16 protein-coding genes are annotated in these 22,539 nt (G+C 60.2%); 11 read left to right on the forward strand and 5 right to left on the reverse strand.

The window, feature by feature from the left end:
- Positions 1-145 precede the first annotated feature (145 nt).
- Positions 146-2,212: a DEAD/DEAH box helicase gene (locus CLV41_RS09180; RefSeq protein WP_103222044.1), complete on the reverse strand. Its 2,067-nt coding sequence runs from the start codon at positions 2,210-2,212 to the stop codon at positions 146-148.
- Between the two features lie 212 nt (positions 2,213-2,424).
- On the opposite strand from CLV41_RS09180, the gene CLV41_RS09185 reads away from it, so the two are divergent.
- Complete coding sequence (locus CLV41_RS09185; protein WP_103222341.1) at positions 2,425-4,092, forward strand: cisplatin damage response ATP-dependent DNA ligase; 1,668 nt, start codon at positions 2,425-2,427, stop codon at positions 4,090-4,092.
- Positions 4,093-4,222: 130 nt separating this feature from the next.
- A complete protein-coding gene (locus CLV41_RS09190) occupies positions 4,223-4,798 on the forward strand; it encodes a hypothetical protein (protein WP_103222045.1) in 576 nt (191 codons plus the stop codon).
- Between the two features lie 54 nt (positions 4,799-4,852).
- Here CLV41_RS09190 and CLV41_RS09195 read toward each other — a convergent pair whose 3' ends face one another.
- Complete coding sequence (locus CLV41_RS09195) at positions 4,853-5,722, reverse strand: thioesterase family protein (protein WP_103222046.1); 870 nt, start codon at positions 5,720-5,722, stop codon at positions 4,853-4,855.
- 465 nt (positions 5,723-6,187) lie between these two features.
- Between CLV41_RS09195 and CLV41_RS09200 the strand changes: the two genes are divergently transcribed.
- Both CLV41_RS09200 and CLV41_RS09205 read left to right on the forward strand, forming a co-directional pair.
- Positions 6,188-6,868: a response regulator gene (locus CLV41_RS09200; RefSeq protein WP_103222047.1), complete on the forward strand. Its 681-nt coding sequence runs from the start codon at positions 6,188-6,190 to the stop codon at positions 6,866-6,868.
- 316 nt (positions 6,869-7,184) lie between these two features.
- On the forward strand, positions 7,185-9,674 hold the full coding sequence (locus CLV41_RS09205; RefSeq protein WP_208987405.1) for a putative bifunctional diguanylate cyclase/phosphodiesterase: 2,490 nt from the start codon (positions 7,185-7,187) through the stop codon (positions 9,672-9,674).
- Positions 9,675-9,747: 73 nt separating this feature from the next.
- Here CLV41_RS09205 and CLV41_RS09210 read toward each other — a convergent pair whose 3' ends face one another.
- Complete coding sequence (locus tag CLV41_RS09210) at positions 9,748-13,266, reverse strand: PAS domain-containing hybrid sensor histidine kinase/response regulator (RefSeq protein ID WP_208987406.1); 3,519 nt, start codon at positions 13,264-13,266, stop codon at positions 9,748-9,750.
- Positions 13,267-13,653: 387 nt separating this feature from the next.
- On the opposite strand from CLV41_RS09210, the gene CLV41_RS09215 reads away from it, so the two are divergent.
- From CLV41_RS09215 to CLV41_RS09235, 5 genes are all read left to right on the forward strand, one after another.
- Complete coding sequence (locus CLV41_RS09215; RefSeq protein ID WP_103222049.1) at positions 13,654-14,826, forward strand: pyridoxal phosphate-dependent aminotransferase; 1,173 nt, start codon at positions 13,654-13,656, stop codon at positions 14,824-14,826.
- A gap of 74 nt (positions 14,827-14,900) precedes the next feature.
- A complete protein-coding gene (locus CLV41_RS09220) occupies positions 14,901-16,100 on the forward strand; it encodes a two-component system sensor histidine kinase NtrB (protein WP_103222050.1) in 1,200 nt (399 codons plus the stop codon).
- A gap of 6 nt (positions 16,101-16,106) precedes the next feature.
- Entirely contained in the window at positions 16,107-16,718 is a 612-nt protein-coding gene (locus CLV41_RS09225) for a response regulator transcription factor (protein WP_103222051.1), read from the forward strand.
- A gap of 100 nt (positions 16,719-16,818) precedes the next feature.
- The gene (locus CLV41_RS09230) at positions 16,819-17,190 is read left to right on the forward strand and encodes a response regulator (protein ID WP_208987407.1); all 372 of its coding nucleotides are present in this window, start codon (positions 16,819-16,821) and stop codon (positions 17,188-17,190) included.
- Between the two features lie 231 nt (positions 17,191-17,421).
- Entirely contained in the window at positions 17,422-18,135 is a 714-nt protein-coding gene (locus CLV41_RS09235) for a helix-turn-helix domain-containing protein (RefSeq protein WP_103222052.1), read from the forward strand.
- Between the two features lie 94 nt (positions 18,136-18,229).
- Here the strand turns inward: CLV41_RS09235 and hemN are convergent, their stop codons facing one another.
- Positions 18,230-19,606 (reverse strand): oxygen-independent coproporphyrinogen III oxidase, encoded by a 1,377-nt coding sequence (gene hemN, locus CLV41_RS09240; protein ID WP_103222053.1) that lies wholly within the window; start codon positions 19,604-19,606, stop codon positions 18,230-18,232.
- 187 nt (positions 19,607-19,793) lie between these two features.
- Here hemN and CLV41_RS09245 point away from each other — a divergent pair, with 187 nt between their 5' ends.
- Entirely contained in the window at positions 19,794-20,840 is a 1,047-nt protein-coding gene (locus tag CLV41_RS09245) for an AbrB family transcriptional regulator (RefSeq protein ID WP_170107154.1), read from the forward strand.
- Positions 20,841-20,862: 22 nt separating this feature from the next.
- Here the strand turns inward: CLV41_RS09245 and CLV41_RS09250 are convergent, their stop codons facing one another.
- Positions 20,863-21,510 carry an FMN-dependent NADH-azoreductase gene (locus CLV41_RS09250; RefSeq protein ID WP_103222055.1) on the reverse strand — a complete coding sequence of 216 codons (648 nt, stop codon included), beginning with the start codon at positions 21,508-21,510 and terminating at the stop codon, positions 20,863-20,865.
- A gap of 145 nt (positions 21,511-21,655) precedes the next feature.
- On the opposite strand from CLV41_RS09250, the gene CLV41_RS09255 reads away from it, so the two are divergent.
- Positions 21,656-22,534 (forward strand): LysR family transcriptional regulator, encoded by an 879-nt coding sequence (locus tag CLV41_RS09255; RefSeq protein ID WP_208987408.1) that lies wholly within the window; start codon positions 21,656-21,658, stop codon positions 22,532-22,534.
- Positions 22,535-22,539: the final 5 nt, after the last annotated feature.

Genomic DNA, 22,539 nt, shown 5'->3' on the forward strand with positions numbered 1-22,539 from the left:
GCAAGCTTGAGGCCGACAAGGCCAATACACCGGAAACAAAAAAACGCCCGAAATCCCGATATAAAACCATCAAAAAAACAAACCCGCCGAAATCGGCGGGTTTGTCAGCGGTCTGAGGCCGGCGGGGTTTCCCGCCGGCCTTATGTCATGTCTTCGCCTTGGTGGCCTTGCGCTCGGAGCGGGAAGGCTTGTTTTTCTTCGGTGCCTTCTTCTTGCCCGCCGCCGGTTTGGCGGCCGACTTGCTGCGCGGCTTGCGGCGTTCGCCATCGCCATCTGCCGCCGCGCGGGGCTTGCGGGCCGTGTCCTTGTTGTTGCCGTCGAGATCACGGGCAAGGGCGTTCATGTCGAGCGGTTCATAGGCGGGATGATTTGGGACCGGATCACTGTCGTCGGGCCGGCGGCGCGGCTTGCCACGCGGCGCCGTGAAATCCCGTTTCGGACCGTGTTTCGGACGGCTCGGTTTCAGCGTGTCCTCCGCGCCCATTTTTTCGTAGTCCGGAGCGTTACTCTTGTTGAAGCGGCGCTTTGGCGGACCGCCGTGTCCACGCCGGTCATCGTCTTCCTTGGGCGGGGCCGGGATCTTGCCACCGCGCGCGTCCAGTAGCGTGATGGTGACATTGTCCTCACCGGATCCGTCGCGTTTGATCACTTCGGCGAAACGCTGGCCGTGGCTGCCGGCGATCTCGAAATAGAGCTGGTTCTGGAAGATCTTGATCGCGCCGACTTCCTTTTTGGTGACATGGCCCGCCCGGCAGATCAACGGCAGGATCCACCGCGGCTCAGCGCGCTGGCGGTGGCCGAGCGATAGGGAGTACCAGACGCCGTCCTCGAATTTGCCGGTGATTTCGGCCGAGCGGCCGCCTTGTGAGCCCGCGTCCCGGCCTTTCAGGGAAGTTTCGTTGAGTTCGGCGACGTCCTCGGGGGCCGGCAGGCGGGACTGGCGCAGTTTGACAAAAGCGGCGGCAAGCTGTTCCGGGCTGTGCAGCGCCAGCAGCTCAAGGGCAATCGCCCGGTCCTCTTCCTCCAGCTCCACGCTGAGGGCTGGATCGGCCAGGAGCCGTTCCTTGTCCTTCGCCCGGATGTCGTCCGCGGTCGGCGCGCCTTTCCAGGTCGCCTTGATCCCGGCATTTTGCAGGACGCGTTCCGCCAGGCGGCGGCGCGGGAAGGGAACCATGAGAACGCAGGTGCCCTTGCGCCCGGCGCGGCCCGTACGTCCGGAACGGTGCAGAAGCGCGGACTTGCCGGTCGGCAGATCCGCATGGATGACGAGATCGAGGTTTGGCAGGTCAATGCCGCGTGCGGCAACATCGGTTGCGACGCAGACCCGGGCGCGGCCGTCCTTTATCGCGGCCAGCGCGCTGGAGCGCTGCTCCTGGCTGAGTTCGCCGGACAGCGAAACGATGGAAAAACCGCGGTTGGCGAGACGCGAGGTCAGCCGGCTGACGCCTTCACGGGTCGAACAGAAGACAATTGCCTTGTCTGAATCATGCAGGCGCAGCACGTTGATCAGCGCATTCTCGCGCTCATTCGGGGAAACAGGGTGGGCAACATAGTCGATATCGACGTGCTGCTCGCGCGCGTTGATCGTCGACAGCCGCACGGCATCCTTCTGGAACCGCTTGGCGAGTTCGGCAATCTGCTTCGGCACCGTCGCGGAGAACATCAAGGTCCGCCGTTCCCGGGGGGCCGCGTCGAGGATGAACTCCAGATCCTCGCGAAAGCCCATGTCGAGCATTTCGTCGGCTTCGTCGAGAACCACTGCGCGGATTTCGGAAAGATCCAGCGCGCCGCGCTCGATATGGTCGCGCAATCGTCCCGGAGTGCCGACGACAATATGGACACCGCGCTCCAGCGCGCGCCGCTCGGTCCGCGGATCCATGCCGCCGACGCACGATGTGGTGACGGCACCGGCTTCCGCGTAAAGCCAGGCCAGTTCCTCCTTCACCTGAAGGGCAAGTTCACGGGTGGGTGCAATGGCCAGCGCGATGGGAGCGCCCGCCCTGCCGAGTTTTTCTTCGTCGCCCAGCAGGGTGGGGGCGAGCGCCAGGCCGAAGGCAACGGTCTTGCCGGAACCGGTCTGGGCGGAAACAAGCAGGTCGGCTTCCGGCGGAATATCCTTCAGGACGCTTTCCTGCACGGGCGTGAGGCTTTCATAGCCCCGTTTCGCCAGCGCGGCCGACAGGGCCGGGGCGATAGACGTCATATCAGTCATTGGAATCTTTCAACTGCTCCGGATCTTCTGCATGCCAGTCAGCAGTCTACCGGATCGGGCTTAAATTACATCAGCCACGGGATGGGCGCGGCTTATACAGGCAAATAGCTGCCTCGTCCATCCCGCAAACAAATTGAATTTGACCGGGAAATAAGCGGTCTTTCCACCTGACAGGCTTGAATTCGCACGGCTTGCCCGCATTTTCTATCATCATGCAGGCATTTTCCCGACTATTGGACAGACTTTCCCTTGAGCCGCGGCGGCTTGCCAAGGAAGCGCTTCTGGTGCGCTATTTCCAGGAGACAGCCGATCCTGACAGGGGGTATGCCCTGGCGGCGCTGACCGGCGGCATCAGCTTCAAACACGCAAAGCCGGCCCTGTTGAGGGCGTTGATCGGCGAACGCACCGACGCGCGGCTTTTCGCAATGTCCTACGACTTTGTCGGCGATCTGTCCGAGACCATCGCCCTGATGTGGCCTGATGGCGGCAACAGCGCGGAGGAGGCACTGGGCGTGCGGGAACCGGAACTCGCGCTGTCCGATGTTGTCGTTCAGCTGGAAACTGCCGGCAAGACCGATGTGCCGCGCCTGCTGGCCGCCTGGCTGGATCGGCTGGACGAAACCGGGCGCTGGGCCCTGCTGAAGCTGGTGACCGGAGGTCTGCGCGTCGGCGTTTCCGCCCGCCTCGCCAAAACCGCCATAGCCCGCCTTGGGGACCTTGATGTCTCCCAGGTGGAGGAGATCTGGCACGGACTGGAGCCGCCTTACGAAGCGCTGTTCGCATGGGCCGAAGGGAAGGCCGCCGCACCCGACAGCGACGATCCGGCGCCTTTCCGCCCGGTGATGCTCGCTCATCCTCTCCACGAGAACAAGGATCAGGATCTTCTTGAAGCAGGCGATTTTGCTGTTGAATGGAAATGGGACGGGATCCGCATCCAGGCATCGGCCGGCCTGAACGGCTACGGCGAGAACGTCCGGCGTTTGTACAGCCGGACCGGTGAGGATATTTCCCGAGCCTTTCCGGATGTTGTCGATGCCCTGACGTTCGAGGCCTGCCTTGACGGTGAACTTCTGGTGATGTCGGAGGGCAGGGTCCGCCCGTTCTCCGACCTTCAGAAGCGGCTCAACCGCAAGACGGCGGGGCCGAAACTCCTCAAGGAGTATCCGGCTGCGATCCGGGCCTATGATCTGCTTTTTCTGCGGGGTGAGGATCTTCGCGCTCTGCCTTTCTTGGAGCGCAGGCAGCGGCTGGAGATGTTTCTTTCGGAGCTCGGTGATCCCAGGATCGACCTGTCTCCCATGGTTTCCGCGGCGGAGTGGACCGCCATTGCCGCCGCGCGGGCCGAGCCCGGGGCGCATCTCGATGCCGCCAATGCGCAAGCAGTGGAAGGGGTGATGCTGAAACGCTGGGATTCAGCCTATGTCACCGGGCGTCCCAAGGGCCTGTGGTACAAATGGAAGCGTGATCCGCATCTGGTGGACGCAGTGCTGATGTACGCTCAGCGCGGTCACGGCAAACGCTCGTCCTTTTATTCCGACTATACCTTCGGGGTCTGGAAGGAAGCTGATGGTGGCCCTGAGCTCGTCCCTGTAGGCAAGGCCTATTTCGGGTTCACCGACGACGAGCTTCGCGAAATCGACCGCTTCGTGCGCAATCATACCGTCAACAGGTTCGGTCCGGTGCGCGAGGTCGCGCATGGTCCGGACAAGGGGCTGGTGCTGGAGGTGGCCTTTGAAGGACTGAACCGTTCCAGCCGTCATAAATCCGGCGTGGCCATGCGCTTTCCCAGGATATCGAGACTGAGATGGGACAAGCCGCCCTCCGAAGCCGACAGGATAGAATTTCTGGAAGGCCTTTTGCCCGCTACCGGTGCAAATTGATTGCGCACCCTGCGGCTATCGCCGAAAATGCCGCGATCAGCCGTGCTTTGGCCATGGAATCGTGGCAAGCAACAGGCAAGTATGAATTGGTAGGCTTGAACTGCCAGCAATTGTAGACCCCGAGGCGTTCATGACTTTCAGTAAAACCCTGTCTGCATCCATTCTGGGAGGCGTTCCGGTCCTGGCTTTTCTGGCTGCCGCGGCGATCGCCCAGGACAAGGTCGATCCGCAAGCTTCTCTGGCCGTGACCGACGGTCAGCCCGGCCGGTATTCGCTCGTGGCGGTCGGTGACGAAATTCTGAGGGTCGATCGGCAGAACGGCACCGTTTCAGTCTGCGTCGAGCGGAGCGACGCCTGGCGCTGCAATCCTGTTCCCCTGGCCGAGGACGCCTACCTGGCGGAGATAAACGAGCTTTCCGAAGAGGTCGACCGGCTGGCGGTCCGTATCGAAGAGCTTGAATCCGGTGACGTGGGCGAGACAAAAAAAGGCTCGGGCAAGCTCCTGCCCCCGGGATCGGCACTCGACAGGCCGAAGTCCTCGGACGAAGGCCAGGACCAGCCTTTGAAATTGCACGACAAGGACGACGAAGAACTCGATAAGGTTCTGACATTCACGGAAAGCGCCATGCGCCGCTTTTTCGGCATGGTCCGGGAGCTTCAGAAGGACTTTCAGGGCGAGGACGAGGGCGAAGGTAAAGGCAACTGAAGAGGATGACGCTGCCGTCGTCCTCTCCAGACTTCGATCCTTATTGTCCGAACCCTAATCAATCAGCATCTTGCTGATGCTCTGATGCGCCTCGGCGGGCAGATCCACGGCGGCCCGTGTCGAGAGGTCCATCGTCAGCGCCACGACGTCCAGTGTCGCAGCCAGACGGCCTGTCCGGCTTTCAAACAGATGATGGCGCATCGTGAACATTTTCGCGTTGACCCCGGTGAACCCCGTCGCAACCACCACGGTATCGCCGGTTTTCAGCGGTGTGGCCCAGGTCAGCTTCATTTCCACCGCGACCCGGCCGTAGCCGTTTTCGTTCAGATAGGCAAGGTTCATCGGGGTCCGCTGCCAGACATGGGCGACACCATCCGTGCAGCAGGACAGGGCGTATCGGTCATCCGCCTTGCCGTCGATCCCGATGTCTCGCGGCAGAACCGTTCCGCGATAACAGATCTCCGCGCCCTTCGCCGTAAGGCCTGCAAGGGTAGCGCGTAGACCGGACGGACCTGTGGGAATGCCTCTGGGCGTTGCCTCCGCGATCATCGCGCACTGGAAATCCTTGAATCTCTGGCGCAGGGTCTTTGCGGAATTCGCGCTCGGTTCGTAGCCGTCGAGCGCGGTGGCGGCGAGGGCTCCCGTGCCCGCGTTGCGCAGTTCATGCACAACCGTCAGCATGTGGGGCCCGTCGAATGCGATGCAGGAATGAACGGTGATCAGATCGCCGGTGCGAAGTTCTTCATGGTAACGCACATGGCGTACCCGGCGAGCGCCGACAAGCGTCTCGCTCAGGCCGGAAGTCAGCCGGAACTGACGATCTGCCTCCTCGAACCGGCTGAAATAGAACTGCACATTTAGGTGATCGTTTTCGTCGCATTCCCAGCGGTTTACGAATGAAAATAAAGTTGCCTGAAGTGTCATACTAAAATTTCGTGAGCTCAGCGATTTTGATTATGTGAACGTTTTTGAACATATTCATTAGTTGCCGTCTTTGAGTTAATTTTCAACAAGAAAAGCAGATTGTGGATAAGATTATGTGTTTGAAAGCCTTTTAAGTGGCGGGCCATGTCAATTCTTCTGCGGAAGATTAAAAATAAACTTTAAGTTGTTACGATGTAAAATACGCTATACTGATATTTATACTTAACAGGCGCGGAGAGCATGGTCCGGACAGGTCTTGTGTTCTGATCCGGCGAAATAAAGCCCTTTGACCAAAAGCATGGTTTGACTTGCGCGCGATCATTGTTGCAAACATACTTAAACAATGCCGCGACCCAGGGTTCAATCCCGCCGTTCAAGTGGCCATGAAGCGCACAGGGAGGCTGAGGCGCTCGGCAATTCACGGTAGTGGAGCGGCAGGAAGACCGTTGAGGGAGGAATAGCAACGTGTCGGAGACATCTTATCGCTTTATCATCGCGGATGATCATCCGCTGTTCCGTGGCGCCTTGCGCCAAACGCTCGAAACGCAATATCCCGAGGCGTTCATCGAAGAGGCTGGCGCCTTGGAAGACGTCACCGCGAGCCTGGAAAAGGACGGCGATGTCGATCTGATCCTCCTGGATTTGACCATGCCCGGAATGCGCGGGTTTTCGGGCCTCATGTATCTGCGCGCTCAATTTTCCGGCGTTCCGGTCGTCGTCGTGTCCGCGAACGAAGACCCGCAGGCGATCCGCAGGGCGGTCGAATTCGGCGCTTCCGGTTTCATCCCCAAATCCCACGGCATTGAGGTGATCCGTCAGGCGATTTCCGAAGTCATGTCCGGAAACATGTGGACTCCACCCGACGTCGATCTGACGGCGGATGACGGCAGCGGCGATCTCGTACAGCGGCTTTCGACACTGACGCCGCAGCAGGTGCGCGTGCTGATGATGTTGTCCGAGGGCCTGCTGAACAAGCAGATCGCCTATGAATTGTCGGTTTCCGAAGCCACCGTCAAAGCGCATGTCTCCGCCATCCTGCAGAAGCTCGGCGTGGAAAGCCGGACCCAGGCGGTCATTGCCGCCTCGAAGATCGAGGCCGGACAATGGCAGCCCGGCGGGGAAACGCAGGAAGCCGCGGAAGCGTAACCCTGGTCCCCCCGTGGCCGCCGGAGAATTCCCCGAAAATTCCCCGAAAATTCACAGAAACTCTTTCCCGAGAAGTGACGCGCGCGAACGCGACGGGCGGGTCGCGCCTTGCCTGCCGTGTGTGAAACGCGAGCTGCGGCAAAGCGAAAAGATTCCTGGAATGCCTCGAGATTCTGATCGTCGTTTTTACCGGAATTTCAGGGAATTCCGGTATCCCGTTGGACGCGAGGCCGTGCCGCGCGAGTTTAACGGGTAGCGATTGGGAGATGAAATGGGGCTGAATGCCAATTGGAAACTGATCCTCCGGACGGTCTGCATGGCATTTCTGTCTCCAGGTTCCCACGGAAAGAATCGCGACTGGCAGCTGTTGTCCCGGCACGATGAATCGTCCTGTCGCGATTCCACCCGCGCCTTCCTTCTGGCGTTCGGCTACCCGGTTGTCGAGGAGCTGCTTGCCCGGCGGGTCCGCGCCGCGCAGATTGCCGGAATCGCCCGCCTCACACCATTTGTCGTCGTTGCGAACATTATCAACGCGGCTGTCGTTGCGCCGATTTTCCTGCGGTTCCTGCCGGTTTCCTATGTTGTGATCTGGCTGTTCGCCATCGCCTTCCTTCTCTGCGTCACGACGTTCAAATGGCTCAGGGCCAAACGGGCGCCGATTGAACTTGCCTCGCGCAGGAGCCTGTCAAAAGCCGTACAGCACGCAACAATGCTCAGTTTCCTTTGGGCGGTTGTTCCAATTGCCGCTTTCGCGAATGGCGATACCACAGGGATGTGGATCGCTTCATGCGTGACGACGGCGATGATTTGCGGTGGCGGCTTCGCCCTGGCCACCGTTCCGCAAGCGGCGTTTCGCTGGGTGGCGATCCTTTTCATTGCTTCAACGGTCACGCTCGCGATTCACGGCAATGTCTTCATGTGGCCGCTGTTCTTTCTTCTGGTGAGCTTTACGCTCGTCGTCATCGGCAGTGTGACATCCACCGGCTGGTTGTTTGCTTCGCATTTTCTTGCCGAGGCGGAGCTGAAACAGAGAGGCGAACTGATTGCCCTTCTGCTCAACGAGTTTGAGGAAAAAGCCAGCGACTGGATCTGGGAATCGGACGCCAAGGGCTTCCTGCGGAATGTTTCCGGTCGGTTTCTTCATGCCAGCGGACGCTCGCGACAGGACCTTAGTGCCCTTCGCATGGTCGATCTGGCCTATTCCCTTAACGACAGCGATGCGCGGATGGCGGTTGCCGAGCTGGAAAGCGCCATCGGTACGAGGGAAGCGTTCCGGGGAATTGTCATCGGTGTCGATGTGAAGGGTGAGGAACGCTGGTGGTCGCTGGCGGCCCGGCCGGTCGTTGACGCCAAGGGCTCGTTTGCGGGTTACCGGGGTGTTGCCTCCGACATCACAGAGGCCCGCCGGGCGAGCGCGCTCGTCTCCCACCTCGCGGAGCACGATTCCCTGACCGGTATCGGCAACAGGAGCTGGTTCCTGAAACAGTCGGAAATGCTTCTGGAAGAGCAAGGCCGGTCGGAACAATCCACACTGACCCTGTTCCTCATCGATCTGGACAATTTCAAGGTCGTCAACGACACCAGCGGTCATCCCGCGGGCGATGAACTGCTCAGGCAGGTCGCAAGGCGATTTACCGAACTTGGCGAGGGCAGAACCATGCTGGCGCGTTTTGGCGGCGATGAATTCGCCGCCTTTGGCCGGTTCGTCAGCGACCAGTCAGCCAGCGCGTTCGCGGAAGAACTCGTCAACGTGACGCGCAAGCCCTTCAGGATCGGTCGCCGGGACTTTGCAATCGGCGCGACGGTGGGCTTCGCTCGTCTGGGCGACGCAAATGACACAATCGACGATCTGATGCGCAAGGCGGATATTGCGCTTTACAAGGCCAAGGAAGGCGGCCGCGGCCTTGCGCTTGCGTTCGAGTGCGAGATGGAGAGGGAGGTGCGTGAGCGCCGCGCGCTGGAATCCGACCTGCGCGAAGCCTTTGAATACGGCAAGCTGAATGTCGAATTTCAGCCGATCGTCGATTCCCGTTCCGGCAAGGTGGTCTCCAGCGAGGTTCTGGTGCGCTGGCTGCATCCCACGAGGGGCGAAGTCCCCCCGGCGACCTTCATCCCGATTGCTGAACATACCGGCCTCATCCTGCCGCTCGGGAATTGGGTCTTGAGAAAGGCTTGCGCCGCCGCCGCGCAATGCCCGGAGCTGGAAAGCGTTGCGGTCAATCTGTCATCGGTGCAGTTCATGGATCCCAACCTGGTCGAGCACATCATGGCGATCCTGGCGGAGACGGGATTTCCACCCGAGCGTCTGGTTCTGGAAATCACCGAATCCGTTTTCCTTCAGGATTTCGGCTCGGCATCGCGGAAGCTCGAGACTTTGCGCGGCCACGGTATCCGGATCGCGCTGGATGACTTCGGCACGGGCTATTCCTCGCTGTCCTATCTGCGGCAGTACAAGTTCGACAAGATCAAGATCGACAAGTCCTTCGTGGACGAGATCGGCGAACGCAGCGACGGTCTTGCCATCATTTCGGCGGTCATCGCCCTTGCGCATAATCTCGGACTTGAAGTGACCGCGGAAGGCGTCGAGCGCCAGTTACAGGTCGATGCCCTGCGCACGCTCGGCTGCGACACCATGCAGGGATATTATTTCGGTAAACCGGAGGCCAGTCCCGTCAAGATCACACAGATCAAAAAAGAGGATTGGGAAGACCGCACACCGAGCACAGCTCCCCGCAATCCGCCGGCATCTCGATCGACAGACCTCCAACCGGATTCGATTGAGGATCTGAAAGTCGATCGAATTTAAAATGTTGGAGCATCTTGTTTAGGTACAAGCCGAAATCTCCGCGTCTTGAGCCCACAGCCTGCCGCGACGCTGTCTACTCCGCCGCATGCCCCGCCTGAAAACGGGCCAGGTGAGCCCGCAAGGCGGCGGGCTTGACCGGCTTGTTGAAGAACGTGATGTCCTTTTCGCCGGCTTCGGTGCGGACCGACCGGCTGCGATCCGCGGTTATCAGAAGGGCCGGGATCTGGGCGCCGAATTTCCATCGCAGCTTCAAGATCGCCTCGATTCCGGTTCCGTTGTCCAGATGATAATCGGCCAGGATGACATCCGGCCCCAGTCCGGCCTGGTTCAGAAGCGCAGCGGCCTCGATATCGTCGGCGGCGGCGATGACGCGGCATTTCCAGCTGGACAGCAAATGCTGCATACCGCTCAGGATGTCGGGTTCGTTATCGATCGCGACCACGACCAGACCGTCCAGATGGCCCACAAGGGCGGGTGTCTGCTGGACCGGAACCAGATCCGGCATGGCGGCCGAGCGCGGCAGTTCTACAGAAAAGCATGAGCCCCGATTGGCTTCGGAGCGCAGTTTGACCGGGTGGTCCAGAACATGGCTGATCCGTTCGACGATGGACAGGCCGAGCCCCAGCCCCTTTGCCACCCGCATCCCGTCATCCAGGCGGTGGAATTCCTGGAAAATGGCTTTCTGCTTGCTCTTGGGGATACCTATCCCCGTGTCGTGGATCTCGACAAGCACGTGATTGCCTCGCCTGTGGCAACCGACCAGGATCTTGCCCTGCTGGGTATATTTCAGCGCGTTGGACACCAGATTCTGGAGCAGGCGGCGCAAAAGCCGCCGGTCCGTCCGCACGGACAGGGAAGTCGGCACGATCCTCAGGTCCAGGCCTTTTTCCTCTGCAACGGGCCGGAAATCCAGGGTCAGGCCGCGGAAGAGTTCATCGAGGCGGAACACCGTCGGCTCCGGTTTCAGAGCACCGGTATCCAGGCGCGAGATATCGAGCACGGCCCCCAGAATGTCCTCGACCGATTCCAGCGCCGATTCAACGTTGCTCGCCAGGCTGCCATCGTCTCCGTCCCTGAGCTTGTCGACCAGAACGGACGCATAAAGGCGGGCGGCATTCAGCGGCTGCAGGATGTCGTGACCGGCCGCGGCCAGGAAGCGCGTCTTGCCGATGTTGGCTTCTTCCGCGGCCCTGGTGGCTTCGACCAGGCGTTCATTGACATGGGTAAGCTCTTCGGTCCGCTCCCGCACCCGCCGTTCCAGTGTCTCGTTCGCACGGGCTAGAGCTTCCTCGGCCATGACCCGTTCCGTGATGTCGGTATAGGTCGTCACGATGCCGCCATCGGGCATCGGGCTGATCCTCACTTCAAACACGGACCCGCTTGAGGTCAGTTTCTCCTGGAACGTCTCCTGGATTATGACGAGTTTTTCGAGCCGGTCCGCGACAATCGCCTCCACCGGGCCCGGTCCGTGCTCGCCGCGTTCCGCGTTGAAGCGCAGGATCGCGTCGAGAGTGGTGCCGACCTGGCCGTATTCGGCGGGCAGACCGAGCAGGTCGCGGAACTGGCGGTTCCAGCAGATCAGCCGCAGATCCTGGTCGAAAACACCGATGCCCTGCCGGACCTGGTTGAGCGCGGTCTGAAGAAGGTCCCGGTTGTACTGGATGGCGATGGAGGCATCGTCGAGCAGTTTGACCGCCCCTTTGGTCGAGGGATCGTGCCGCTTCAGCATCAGGGTCAGCACCAGACGCGAAGACGCCGCGCCGATCGCGCTCGCCAGAAGCTGTTCGGAAAAGCGCAGAAGATTGGCGTCGGCCAGCATGTTGGGGTCGAGCTGGATTCCCCTTTCGCTGGCGAACCGCTGAAAAGACCGCTCGGTCCGTTCCTCGCCGAGATAACGGGCAACGGTGGCCTGCAGATCGCCGGCTGTGACGGATGTCCGCCAATAGCGCAGGTTGGGGGAGGGCGTAAGCTCAGCCGGAACGAAGATATTCGCCTGAAGGGTTTCGGCCGGAAGCGGTTTTCTCAAGAACGAGGCGCCGATAAACAGAACGATGTTGATGAACAGGCTCCACAGCGTTCCGTGTATGAACGGGTCCAGCTCAAGTCCGAGAAGGGACTGAGGGTTCAACATGCTGATGCCGAACGGGCCGGTTTGCAGAAAACCGTCCGAAATCAGGCCGCTTTGAGCGAAGGTCGGCAGCAACAGGGTATAGGCCCAAAAGAGAAATCCGCCGCTGAGCCCGGCGATTGCGCCGAGGGATGTCGCCCGGCGCCAGAACAGGGCGCCGACAAAGGCGGGCGCGAATTGCGCGATCGCCGCGAAGGACAACAGTCCGATGGAGACCAGGGCCGCGGTATCGCCGGCCGCCTTGTAATAGGCATAGGCCAACAGCAGGATCGCGAAAATCGCCAGACGCCGGATCGTGAGAAGCTGGCTGCTCATGTCCTTGCCGCCGGAACGGATGATCTCCTCCTCGCCGTGCCGCCGCAGCAGCAGCGGAACGACGATGTCGTTGGAAATCATGATGGCCAGGGCAACTGTCGCCACGATCACCATGGCGGTTGCCGCTGAAAGGCCGCCGATGAAGGCGAACAGGGCTACCCATTGCTGCTTGGCGTCGATCGGCAGGGCCAGCACGAAGGTGTCCGGGTTCACGTCCTGGCCGAAGCGCAACAGGCCGGCGGCAGCGATCGGGATCACGAACAGGTTGATCAGCACCAGATAGACGGGGAACATCCACACGGCGCGGCGCAGCTCGGCTTCGGAATTGTTTTCCGTCACCGTGACGTGAAACTGGCGCGGCAGCAGCAGGACCGCGAAGGACGAGAGGACCGTCATCACCAGCCAGTTGCCGGGATTGGGCGGCTTTTCGAATATGGCTGCGACTTCCGGCGCTTCGGCTATGGCCCGGAACAGATGAACGGGGCCGTCGAACAGGGCAAAGGTGACCCAGATGCCGACCGCCAGAAAGGCAATCAGCTTGACGACGGCTTCGGCGGCGATCGCCAGCATCAGGCCTTCCTGGTGCTCCGTCGCGTCGATGTGTCGGGTGCCGAATGCCCAGCTGAAGATCGCCATGCCGAGCGCGATCAGCAGCGTGATGTCGTCGAAGACCGGAGTGAATATGTCGCTGGGAGAAATCAGCGGCCCGATCATTGTGGTGATCGACAGGGAGACCGCCTTGAGCTGAAGGGCGATATAGGGGATCACGCCGATCACGGCGATCAGGGTCGCCACCGCCGCGACCGACTGGCTTTTGCCATACCTGGAGCCGATGAAGTCCGCGATCGAGGTGATGCTCTCGGCCTTGGAGATCTGGATGATCCGTTTGAGCAACGGGTAACCGAGCGCAAAGACGATCAGCGGGCCGATATAGATTGTCAGAAATTCCGCGCCGTTGCGGCTGGCGTTGCCGACCGAGCCGAAAAAGGTCCAGGACGTGCAATAGACGGAAAGCGAAAGGGCGTAGATGAACGGCCGGCCGCCGGTTCTTGACGAATAGCGGCGCGGCATGCGGTCGCCATAGCTTGCGATGGCGAACAGCAGCAGGATGTAGGCCGTCGCGGCCAATATCACGATCCATCCGTGCATACTGATACGGTGTCCCGTCCTCCCGACCGGGTTGGTATGTACTGCGCGCCTCTTTCGGGCGCGCTTGTCGCTTCCGGCGCATGGTCTCCTGGCCGGAGGCTTTCACGATCCGATCATAGCTTTTGCGTTCTGTCTATCCACCTTGCGAACAAGAGAGAACCTGGCGCGGCCACAATCCACCGTCGTGAAGACACTGGATTGATCACCGCCGTTGATGTCTTCTTCACATCCTTTGATAAATCATCGCGCGGCAAACCGGGTATGGTTTGCCGGAGCCCGGCTTGCGGTGACCGGCAAGGCCTTGTCCTGTCCTGGCTGCCTTGACCCCGTCTTTGTTTTCGGTCGGCGCCGGAAATTGTGTGTTGTAACCAGAAAGGCTCCAGCCAGTTGACCAGTCTGATTGATCGCCTCAGCCCGGAAGCCAGAAATGCTCCGGAAAGCGGAATTGTCGAAGTTTTCAATGCGGGCTGGGGCAGGGACGACCTGATCCCTCTCTGGGCGGGGGAAGGAGACCTTCCCACACCGGAATTCATCCGCAAGGCGGCGAGCGATTCTCTTGAGCGCGGAGAAACCTTCTACACCTATCAGCGTGGCATCCCGCCGTTGCGCGAGGCGTTGGCCGCGTATCACCGCGATGCCTACGGCAAAGCCTTCTCGCCGGAGCGGTTCTTCGTGACGGGATCGGGCATGCAGTCCATTCAGCTTGCCGTCCAGGCTGTCGCGGGCGCGGGCAGCGAAGTCATCGTGCCGACGCCGGCCTGGCCGAATATTTCCGCCGCTGTCGAACTGCGCGGAGCCCGCGCGGTTTCCGTGCCCATGCGTGAGGAGGACGACGGCTGGAGGCTGCGTATTGAAGACGTCGAGGCGGCGATCACACCCCGCACCACGGCGCTTTTCCTCAATTCCCCATGCAATCCGACCGGTTGGGTCGCGGACGAAGCCCTGCTGAAAGAATTCCTGGACCTTTCCCGCAGGCATGGCCTGTGGATCATCGCGGACGAGATATACGCGTTCTTCTACTACGGCGAAGGCCGGCGGGCACCGTCATTCTACGACATCGCCGATGAGGAGGATCAGATCATCTTCGTCAATTCCCTGTCCAAGAACTGGGCGATGACCGGCTGGCGGGTGGGCTGGATTTCCGCCCCCGCCGTTCTCGGACAGGTGATTGAAAACCTGATCCAGTATTCGACTTCCGGCGTGCCGTCCTTTTCCCAGTGGGGCGCGGTGGCCGCACTGACCGAGGGGAGAGATTTCCTTGGCGAGCAGGTGGCGCGCGCCGCAAAGGGGCGGGAGTGTGTGATCAACGGCCTGCAAGGCCTGAACCGGGTGAAGGTTCTGCCGCCGGACGGTGCGTTTTACCTTTTCTTTTCAATCGATGGTGTTACCGACACGCGCCGTTTCGCTCTCGATCTGGTGCGCCGGACCGGGGTCGGCCTCGCGCCGGGTACGGCATTCGGTGCGGGCGGCGAACACTATCTGCGGCTTTGCTTTGCCCGGCGCGAAGATCATCTTGAGGAAGCTGTGAGACGAATAAGCGCTTGGTTGCCAGAGTTTTAGAAGTTTGGTGGGTTGCTGGTATACGTGAAACCCCTTAAACCTTGGCTGGATGCGACTGCCACCAGGGTGACCGGATGCCGCGCGACAGCGTTATTGATCACGATGAGGAGACCGCGGGCGAATCGGATGCGCGCCTGACAAGTGTGTTCGATACCGCCGCGGACGGCATTGTGGTGATCAACGACCGCGGCCAGGTCCTTGCCTTCAACAAGGCCTGTGAAAGCCTGTTCGGCTACGAGGCGGCGGATCTGCTTGGACGCAATGTCAACCGGATCATGCCGGCCGAATATGCGGCCGCGCACGATCAATATCTGACCAACTATCTCGACACGGGCGAAAAGAAGATCATCGGCATCGGCCGGGAAGTGCAGGGACGCCACAAGGACGGAACGGTTTTTCCGATTGAGCTTTCCGTCGGTGAAGCGTGCACGCCCGTAGGGCGTCAGTTTATCGGTATCTTGCGCGACTTGCGGTCCCGCAAGCAGATTGAAGACAGGCTTGCCAGGGCGCAGGCACAGTTGCTCCACATGACCCGGATCAGCGCTCTTGACGAAATGGGGGCGGCTATCGCCCACGAGCTCAATCAGCCACTGACGGCCGTGCTTCTTTATCTGCAATCGGTGTCGCGCAAGGCCAAGGCCGACAACTCCCTTGATCCCTTTCTCCTCGAAGTGATCGGCAAAGCCGTCCGGGAAGCCGAGCGGGCGAGCGAAATCATCCAGCGCATGCGTCAACTCGTCGAGAAAAAAGCGCCTGAGCGCCAAAAGATAGATGTGACGGAACTGGCCGGAAATTGTCTGGAAATGGCCGAGTTGGGCAGTGGGGAAGGACCGTCCTTTCTTCACGCCGACTTTGAGCCCGGCTTGCCGCCGCTTCAGGCCGATCCCGTGCAGATCCGCCAGATTCTCATCAACCTTCTGCGCAACGCGCGCGAGGCGGTTGCGGACCTGCCGGAAAGAAAAGTGATCTTGTCGGTCGGCAGGAACGAGGACTGGATCGAGTTTCGCGTGAAGGACAACGGTCCAGGAGTGCCGGAAGAACTTGTCGATACCCTGTTTCGGGCCTTCACCGGTGTGAAAGAAAAAGGTGTCGGGCTTGGATTGGCCATTTCCCGCTCGATTGCGCAAAATCACGGTGGCGATTTGAGGCTCGAGGACGTACCGAAAGGGTGCGGGGCATCGTTCTTGCTGACATTGCCTGTCGATCCGCCGGACGACCTCTCGACAAAGCCTTTGAACGCATTCACGACTGACGACCACCTGGGTGAGGAATAGACACAAATGGAAGCTGACGCCGAGGCGATTTACATTGTTGACGATGACCCTGCGGTGCGCGATGCGCTGTCGGTTCTTTTCAATATGGAAGGGTACGTGGTCGAAACCTTTTCGGACGGCGACACCTTTATAAAATCCGCGAGCAAGGCTGTGCCCGCCTGTGTCATGCTGGATGTCCACATGCCCGGCCGATCCGGCATTGAGATCCTCAAGGCGCTGAATGCGGAGAATTATCCGGCACCGATATTCATCATCTCCGGCCAGGGCGATATCCCCATGGCTGTCGAAGCCATCCGAAATGGCGCCTTCGACTTTATCGAGAAACCTTTTTCCGCTGAAACGGTTCTTGAGCGGGTGAAGGAAAGCATTGCTGCGATGAAGCAGCGCAAGCCGCAAGATACGATACTCTCGTTTCACGGCGCTGAAATGCTGACACGCCGGGAGCTGGAGGTCCTGAAGGAAATCACCAACGGCGCCTCCAACAAGGAAGCCGGCAGAACGCTCGGTATCAGCCCGAGGACAGTCGAGGTGCACAGGGCGCGCATCATGGAAAAACTCGGCGCGCGAAATGCCGCGGATCTCGTCCGGATTGTACTGGGGGGGCAGGCGGGGGGATGATTTCCTCAGCCTTCTGGTTTTATAGGTAATAATGCGAATACGCATTTATACGGACATCAGTTGACTCCATCCTCGCTTAGGTTGTTGGCTCGGAGCCGGTATGCCGCCGGAACGTGAGGAATTTGGTCCGTTGGTCGTTCATATCATTGAAGATGATGACGCCGTTGCCGATGCGCTTTCCCTGGCGCTCGAAGCGCTGGATCGTTTGTCCAGAACCTATCCGGACGGGGAAACCTTTCTGGCGGGCGCTGAGCTTACATCGGAGGACTGGGTTATTGTTGACCTCGGTCTTCCCGGAGTGAGCGGAACGGAGATCGTCCGCATGCTCTCGCTCATGCCGCAGCCGCCGAGGGTTCTGGCGATCTCCGGCAAGACCCAGGCGAAGCTGACGCAGCACTTGCGGGACATGCCGGACATGAAGGTTCTGAGAAAACCCCTGTCGATCGAGGCGATCTGCGCAGCGTTGGCGTAAAACTCCCTGCGTCATTACAACCCATATGTAGTTTTTCTTACGCAGTCGTCCGCATTTCTCCAGAAAATTAAAGTAGTTAGAGTTCGGGTTGCAAGTTGCTGGTGTCGGACGGGATGCCACGCAAACGCGGCCGGATTTCTTCGCTTGCGGTACTTATGTAGCGCCGGCAACAGATGCAGCCGCTGTCATTGCAGATCTGACACCGTGCAATTCTGTGCGAAGGAGGGACATATGGCATATCTCGAAGTTGGTACCCGGGGGCAGGGCGCAGTTGCCGCACGTGGCGGAGCGCCTGTTTGCGCATCCGTCGCCACATCCTTTTCGGATTTCGGCGGCAAGGCGGTCCACTATGACACCCATGCGGTCATCTACTACGAAGGGGATCCGGCCAAGCGTCTTTACGAATTGGTCAGAGGATCGGTGATGCTGTACAAGCTGCTTCCCGATGGCCGGCGCCAGGTGGTTGAAGTGCTGCAGACGGGCGACATTTTCGGTCTGGCGAACGGCGATGAAAACGACTGCACGGCGGAGACCCTGACGGATGCCACGGTTCAGGAAGTCGACCTGAGGCACGTCGAGCAGTCGAATGATCTCCAGCGGACCCTGGCACGATGCTTGTCCAACCAGATGCGTGGCCTTCATGAACATGCCGTTCTGCTGGGACGCAAGTCGGCCCTGGAGCGGGTGGCAAGCTTTCTGATGCATCTTGTTCCCGATCGCGGCGGCATCGACTGCGCCGGACCGGCCGATCCGGATAACGACAGCTACGATCTGCGGCTGTTCATGACCCGGCAGGAAATCGCGGACTATCTCGGCCTGACCATCGAAACCGTCAGCCGTGTTATTTCCGATCTGAAGCGCCGCGGCGTGATCCGCGTGGACAAGGCCGACAGAATCCATCTCAACAGGGTCTGCAGCCTGTGCCAGATGACCGGCATGCATTGAGGCGAAACCCGCCCGAGATTAAAAGCCGCGATAATGTCGCGGCTTTTTTGTTTCCGACGTCGGCGGGATCTTTTTGGTCCGCGCGGACAAGGGATCACACCGCCGGCGAATGCCGTGCCTTGCCCGTTTCCTGGCTGTTTGCCAGATAGGCGTCGAAGGCGGCCGCCGCGAGCCGCACATAAGGCCGGCCGGCCTCGGTAACCTCTATTTTCGCATTGTCGTTGGCGCGGCGATCAAGCCGGACGAGGCCGTCTGCGGCGAGATCTTCCAAAGCCCTGAAAGCATCGGCGAGGTCCTGCATCGTGTGGCCATACTCCCGGCACACCGGCGTCAGGTCACACGCATAGTTCGTCATCAGCTCCTCGATGATACGGCCGCGCATCCGGTCGTCCGCGGTAAGGGCAAGCCCTTTGGCGACGGGCAACTGTCCGGCTTCCACGCTGCGCCGCCAGTTGCCCACATCCGTCCGGTTCTGGACATATCCCGCCGACAGCCTGCCAATGGACGACACGCCGAAGCCGATAAGCTGTTCGCCCTGATCCGTGGTGTAGCCCTGGAAATTGCGTTTCAGGGATCCATCCGCCAGCGCAACAGCCATACTGTCATCGGGCCGCGCGAAGTGATCGAGCCCGATGGCGATATAACCTGCCTTCTGGAGTTCGCCGCGGGCAAGCTCCGCGAGGGCCAGCCGCTCGGCTGCACCGGGTAACGCGGCTTCGTCGATCAGCCGCTGGTGCTTGCGCATCCAGGGAACATGCGCGTAGCCGAACAGGGCGATACGGCCTGGTAAGAGCGACAGGGTTTTTTCAACCGAATCAAGAACCGTTTCCGGCGTCTGGCCGGGGAGACCGTACATCAGGTCGAAATTGAGTTCGCTTATGCCGGCGGCACGCAGGTCGGCTGCCGCCCTGGCGACAACTTCCAGGGGCTGGATACGCCCGATGGCCTTCTGCACCCCGGGATCGAAATCCTGAACGCCCAGGCTGGCGCGGTTGACACCGATTGTGGCGAGCGTTTCGGCCAGCCCGGACGTAACCAGCCGCGGATCCAGTTCGATGGCGTGTTCGATGTCCGGAGCGAAATCGAACAGAACGCGCATCAATCCGGTCAGTTCGATCAGGCTTTCTTTTGGCAGCAGGCTGGGTGTGCCACCGCCCCAGTGAATATGCCGGACAGGTCCCGTCTCGTTCAAATGCTCGCCGACGAGAACGATTTCCTGCAACAGTGTCGCCGCGTAGGCCTTGAGCGGCGCCTCGCGCAGCGTTGCCTTGGTTTGGCATCCGCAATAGTGACAGAGTTCCCTGCAATAGGGGACATGCAGGTAAAGGGATAGCGAGTCGTCGGGCGTCAGCTTCGCGAGCCAGTCGGCATAGGTTTCACCGGTCACGCCGGAGTGAAAATGCGGCGCGGTCGGGTAGCTTGTGTAGCGCGGAACGTTGCGCATGGCGTGAGGAAGCGGATCTTTCATCATGAGCCGATTTTTCCGTCAATCGGCATCCGCCGCCTTGATCTTCCTCAAGTCTGCCTGCCGGTCATGACTGCGCAGGAATAACGGCCGTGTTCATGTTGATCGGTGCAATCAACCATGCAAATGATGATCAATGATTCTAAAGGGGTCAAAGCCCCGTATCTTTCGTTGGTTCCTGATGTCTTTTTCCATGCTTGAAACTTCCGCCGGGCGGCTGGCGGTCACGCTGCTGATTGCCGGTCTTGGCGGCGGCTCTTTTTATCTCATGGATCTGCCGGCAGCCTGGCTTTCCGGGGCGATGGTATTCGTCTCGGTTGCTGCGCTGAGCGGTGTTCGCACCCATATTCCGGGGCGGGTCCGCGGCGTGATGTTCTTTGTCATCGGCATCTCGATGGGGGCCGGTGTCAGTCCGGATGTGGTGGAACGGGTCGGCGAATGGCCCGTTTCCATGGGTATGCTGATAGCTGTCATGGTCAGCGTGACCTATGCCGGATACGCCGTTCTGCACTTCGGCGCCAAATGGTCGAAAGAGGCAGCCTATTTCGGCGCACTGCCGGGCGCGCTTTCCTACGTTATCGCCCTTGCCACGGATCGCGGTGCCGACCTGCCGCGTATCGCCTCCAGCCAGGCGCTGCGCCTGTTCATTCTGGTGGCGGTCTTGCCATTTGCGGTCGTTGCTTCCAATGGACAGGTGGAGGGAACCGCAGGCGCGGGGATCGTGTCCGGCCCGGTTGATCTCCTGTTCGGCCTGCCGCTCTGTCTGGCGGCAAGCTGGTTTGCTGTGAAACTGCGCGTTCCGGGAGGCGGCATGACCGGCGCGTTTTTCATGAGCGCTGGGCTCAATGCCAGTGGAGCGCTGGTTCTGGTGCTGCCGGACTTTGTCATTCTTCCCTGCTTCATGATGATGGGCGCCTTTATCGGCTGCAGGTTCGGGACGATGACCCTTCGCCAGTTCGTCAGCGTTCTCGGCGCTTCGCTGGGTGCGTTCGCCGCCGCCTTTCTGACATCGCTTCTGGGCGCATGGATTGTTGCCGAACTGGTGCATATTCCCTTCGGCCAGGCCTTGCTGGCCTACGCGCCGGGAGGCCTGGAAGTCATGACGATCCTCGCCTACATGCTCGACCTCGATCCGGCCTTCGTTGCGGCCCACCAGATAGCAAGATTTACCGGCATGGTGCTGGTGCTGCCGTTCGTCACGGCGCTGGTTCTTGGGCGGAACAATGTTTCTCGAAGCTGACCGATAGTCCGCGCGAACGGTTTCAAAGGCCCGCTTCCGTCTCCAACGCCGGGGTTTGTGCCGCGTTGGCCGCGCAAAGGTGATCGATTGTCCGCTGTGCCGCCGCGAGTCCGGCCGCCGCCATCTCGTCTCCCATCGCAAGCCCTTCGGCATAGACGAACTTGATCTTCGAGATCCCCATCAGGTTCAGCACCATTTTCAGAAAGCCGGTTTCAAGATCCTGAGGCGTTCCGAGAAATTTTCCGCCCTGGGCAATGGCGACATAGGCCTCTTTGTCCTTCAAGAGGCCGGCCGGACCGGCCTCGGTGAACTGGAAGGTCTCGCCGGCCCGCACCACATGGTCGATCCACGATTTCAGTGTGGAAGGGACCATGAAATTATACATCGGCGCCCCGATCACCAGCACATCGGCTTCCTTCAGCTCCGCGATGAGCGCATCGGAACGTGCCAGCCCGGCTTTCTGATCCGGCGTCATGGCCGTGCCCGGATCGAGGAACGTCCGGAAGGTCGCGTGATCGAGATGAGGGATCGGCTTCTCGCTGAGATCGCGTCTGATGAGCTTCGCTCCCGGATGTGTGCTCAAAAGAGCCCGCGACAGAGACGCCGCCAGTCTGGAGGAGTGCGATTTGGGACCTTTCAGGCCGGAATTGATTTGCAGCAGCGTGTTCATCCTATTCACCTGGTTCCTGGCGGGCTTCCGGTTTGTTTTTGAGGAAACCCCGTTGATGTCGAACTTTCTGCCGGAAAACTAATGTTGTTTTCGAATGGAATGAAGTTAGTTAGCATTGACAAATTCAATGGAGCTGAGGGCGCTCGTGACCACACTGGATCAATTGAGAATGTTCGTTTCGGCAGGGGAAACCGGCAGTTTCTCGGCGGCGGGCCGTGTTCTCGGCAAGGGACAATCCGCTGTGAGCATCGGGATTTCGAATCTGGAGATCGATCTCGGGTTCGAATTGTTCGACAGGTCCACCCGCAAACCTCATCTCACGCAAGACGGCGAGAGATTGCTCCCCTTCGCGCGCGCTGTCCTTTTGCAGGCGGAGGATTTCGACATCGTTGCCAGCAGAGTGTTTGCCGGTCAGGAAGCGCGGATCCGGCTGGCGGTTGACGATGCGCTGCTGCTTCCCTCGCTCAGCCGCGTTCTCATCGGCTTCGGCAAGGAGTTTCCGGCCACACAACTTGAATGCCTGTCCGTCGCCAGTCCGGAAATACCAGGCCTGATCACAAGCGGGGGCGCCGACATCGGGCTGATGTTTTCCATGGTCAAGGTGCAGAAGGGGACCGAGCAGGCCTTCATCGGCAATCTCCCCTTCGTCGCGGTCAGCAGTCCGGACTATCCGCTGGCGAAGGTGGAGACAATCGGTGCCAACGAACTACTGCCCTACCGCCAGCTGCTGCTGCGCAGCCATCAGGGAACCGCTCTCGACCAGTTTCCGCCCCTGTCGACAAATGTCTGGTACGCAACGAGCTTTCACGCCATTGGTGAACTGGTCATGCAAGGGGCGGGTTGGGCCTATCTTCCCGAACACTTCACCGCCGATGCGATAGCCGCGGGCCGGCTTGCGCCACTGAAGCTGAGATTCGAGCACAGGCACTGGAGCCCGCCGGTGGAATGCATCACGGTCAAGGATGCGTTCCCGGGACCTGCGTTTTCCTGGCTGTCGCGGGAAGCGAAGAACATTCTGCCTTAAACGGA

The organism is Roseibium marinum (genome assembly GCF_002906165.1).
Classification (GTDB): domain Bacteria; phylum Pseudomonadota; class Alphaproteobacteria; order Rhizobiales; family Stappiaceae; genus Roseibium; species Roseibium marinum.

Bases quoted from the DNA above. Each gene is read 5' to 3' on its own strand.
- CLV41_RS09205 (WP_208987405.1), top strand. From the start codon at position 7,185: ATGGCATTTCTGTCTCCAGGTTCCCACGGAAAGAATCGCGACTGGCAG.
- CLV41_RS09180 (WP_103222044.1), bottom strand. From the start codon at position 2,212: ATGACTGATATGACGTCTATCGCCCCGGCCCTGTCGGCCGCGCTGGCG.
- CLV41_RS09235 (WP_103222052.1), top strand. From the start codon at position 17,422: ATGGCATATCTCGAAGTTGGTACCCGGGGGCAGGGCGCAGTTGCCGCA.
- CLV41_RS09245 (WP_170107154.1), top strand. From the start codon at position 19,794: ATGCTTGAAACTTCCGCCGGGCGGCTGGCGGTCACGCTGCTGATTGCC.
- CLV41_RS09250 (WP_103222055.1), bottom strand. From the start codon at position 21,510: ATGAACACGCTGCTGCAAATCAATTCCGGCCTGAAAGGTCCCAAATCG.
- CLV41_RS09210 (WP_208987406.1), bottom strand. From the start codon at position 13,266: ATGCACGGATGGATCGTGATATTGGCCGCGACGGCCTACATCCTGCTG.
- CLV41_RS09225 (WP_103222051.1), top strand. From the start codon at position 16,107: ATGGAAGCTGACGCCGAGGCGATTTACATTGTTGACGATGACCCTGCG.
- CLV41_RS09190 (WP_103222045.1), top strand. From the start codon at position 4,223: ATGACTTTCAGTAAAACCCTGTCTGCATCCATTCTGGGAGGCGTTCCG.
- CLV41_RS09185 (WP_103222341.1), top strand. From the start codon at position 2,425: ATGCAGGCATTTTCCCGACTATTGGACAGACTTTCCCTTGAGCCGCGG.
- CLV41_RS09195 (WP_103222046.1), bottom strand. From the start codon at position 5,722: ATGACACTTCAGGCAACTTTATTTTCATTCGTAAACCGCTGGGAATGC.
- CLV41_RS09230 (WP_208987407.1), top strand. From the start codon at position 16,819: ATGCCGCCGGAACGTGAGGAATTTGGTCCGTTGGTCGTTCATATCATT.
- hemN (WP_103222053.1), bottom strand. From the start codon at position 19,606: ATGATGAAAGATCCGCTTCCTCACGCCATGCGCAACGTTCCGCGCTAC.
- CLV41_RS09220 (WP_103222050.1), top strand. From the start codon at position 14,901: ATGCCGCGCGACAGCGTTATTGATCACGATGAGGAGACCGCGGGCGAA.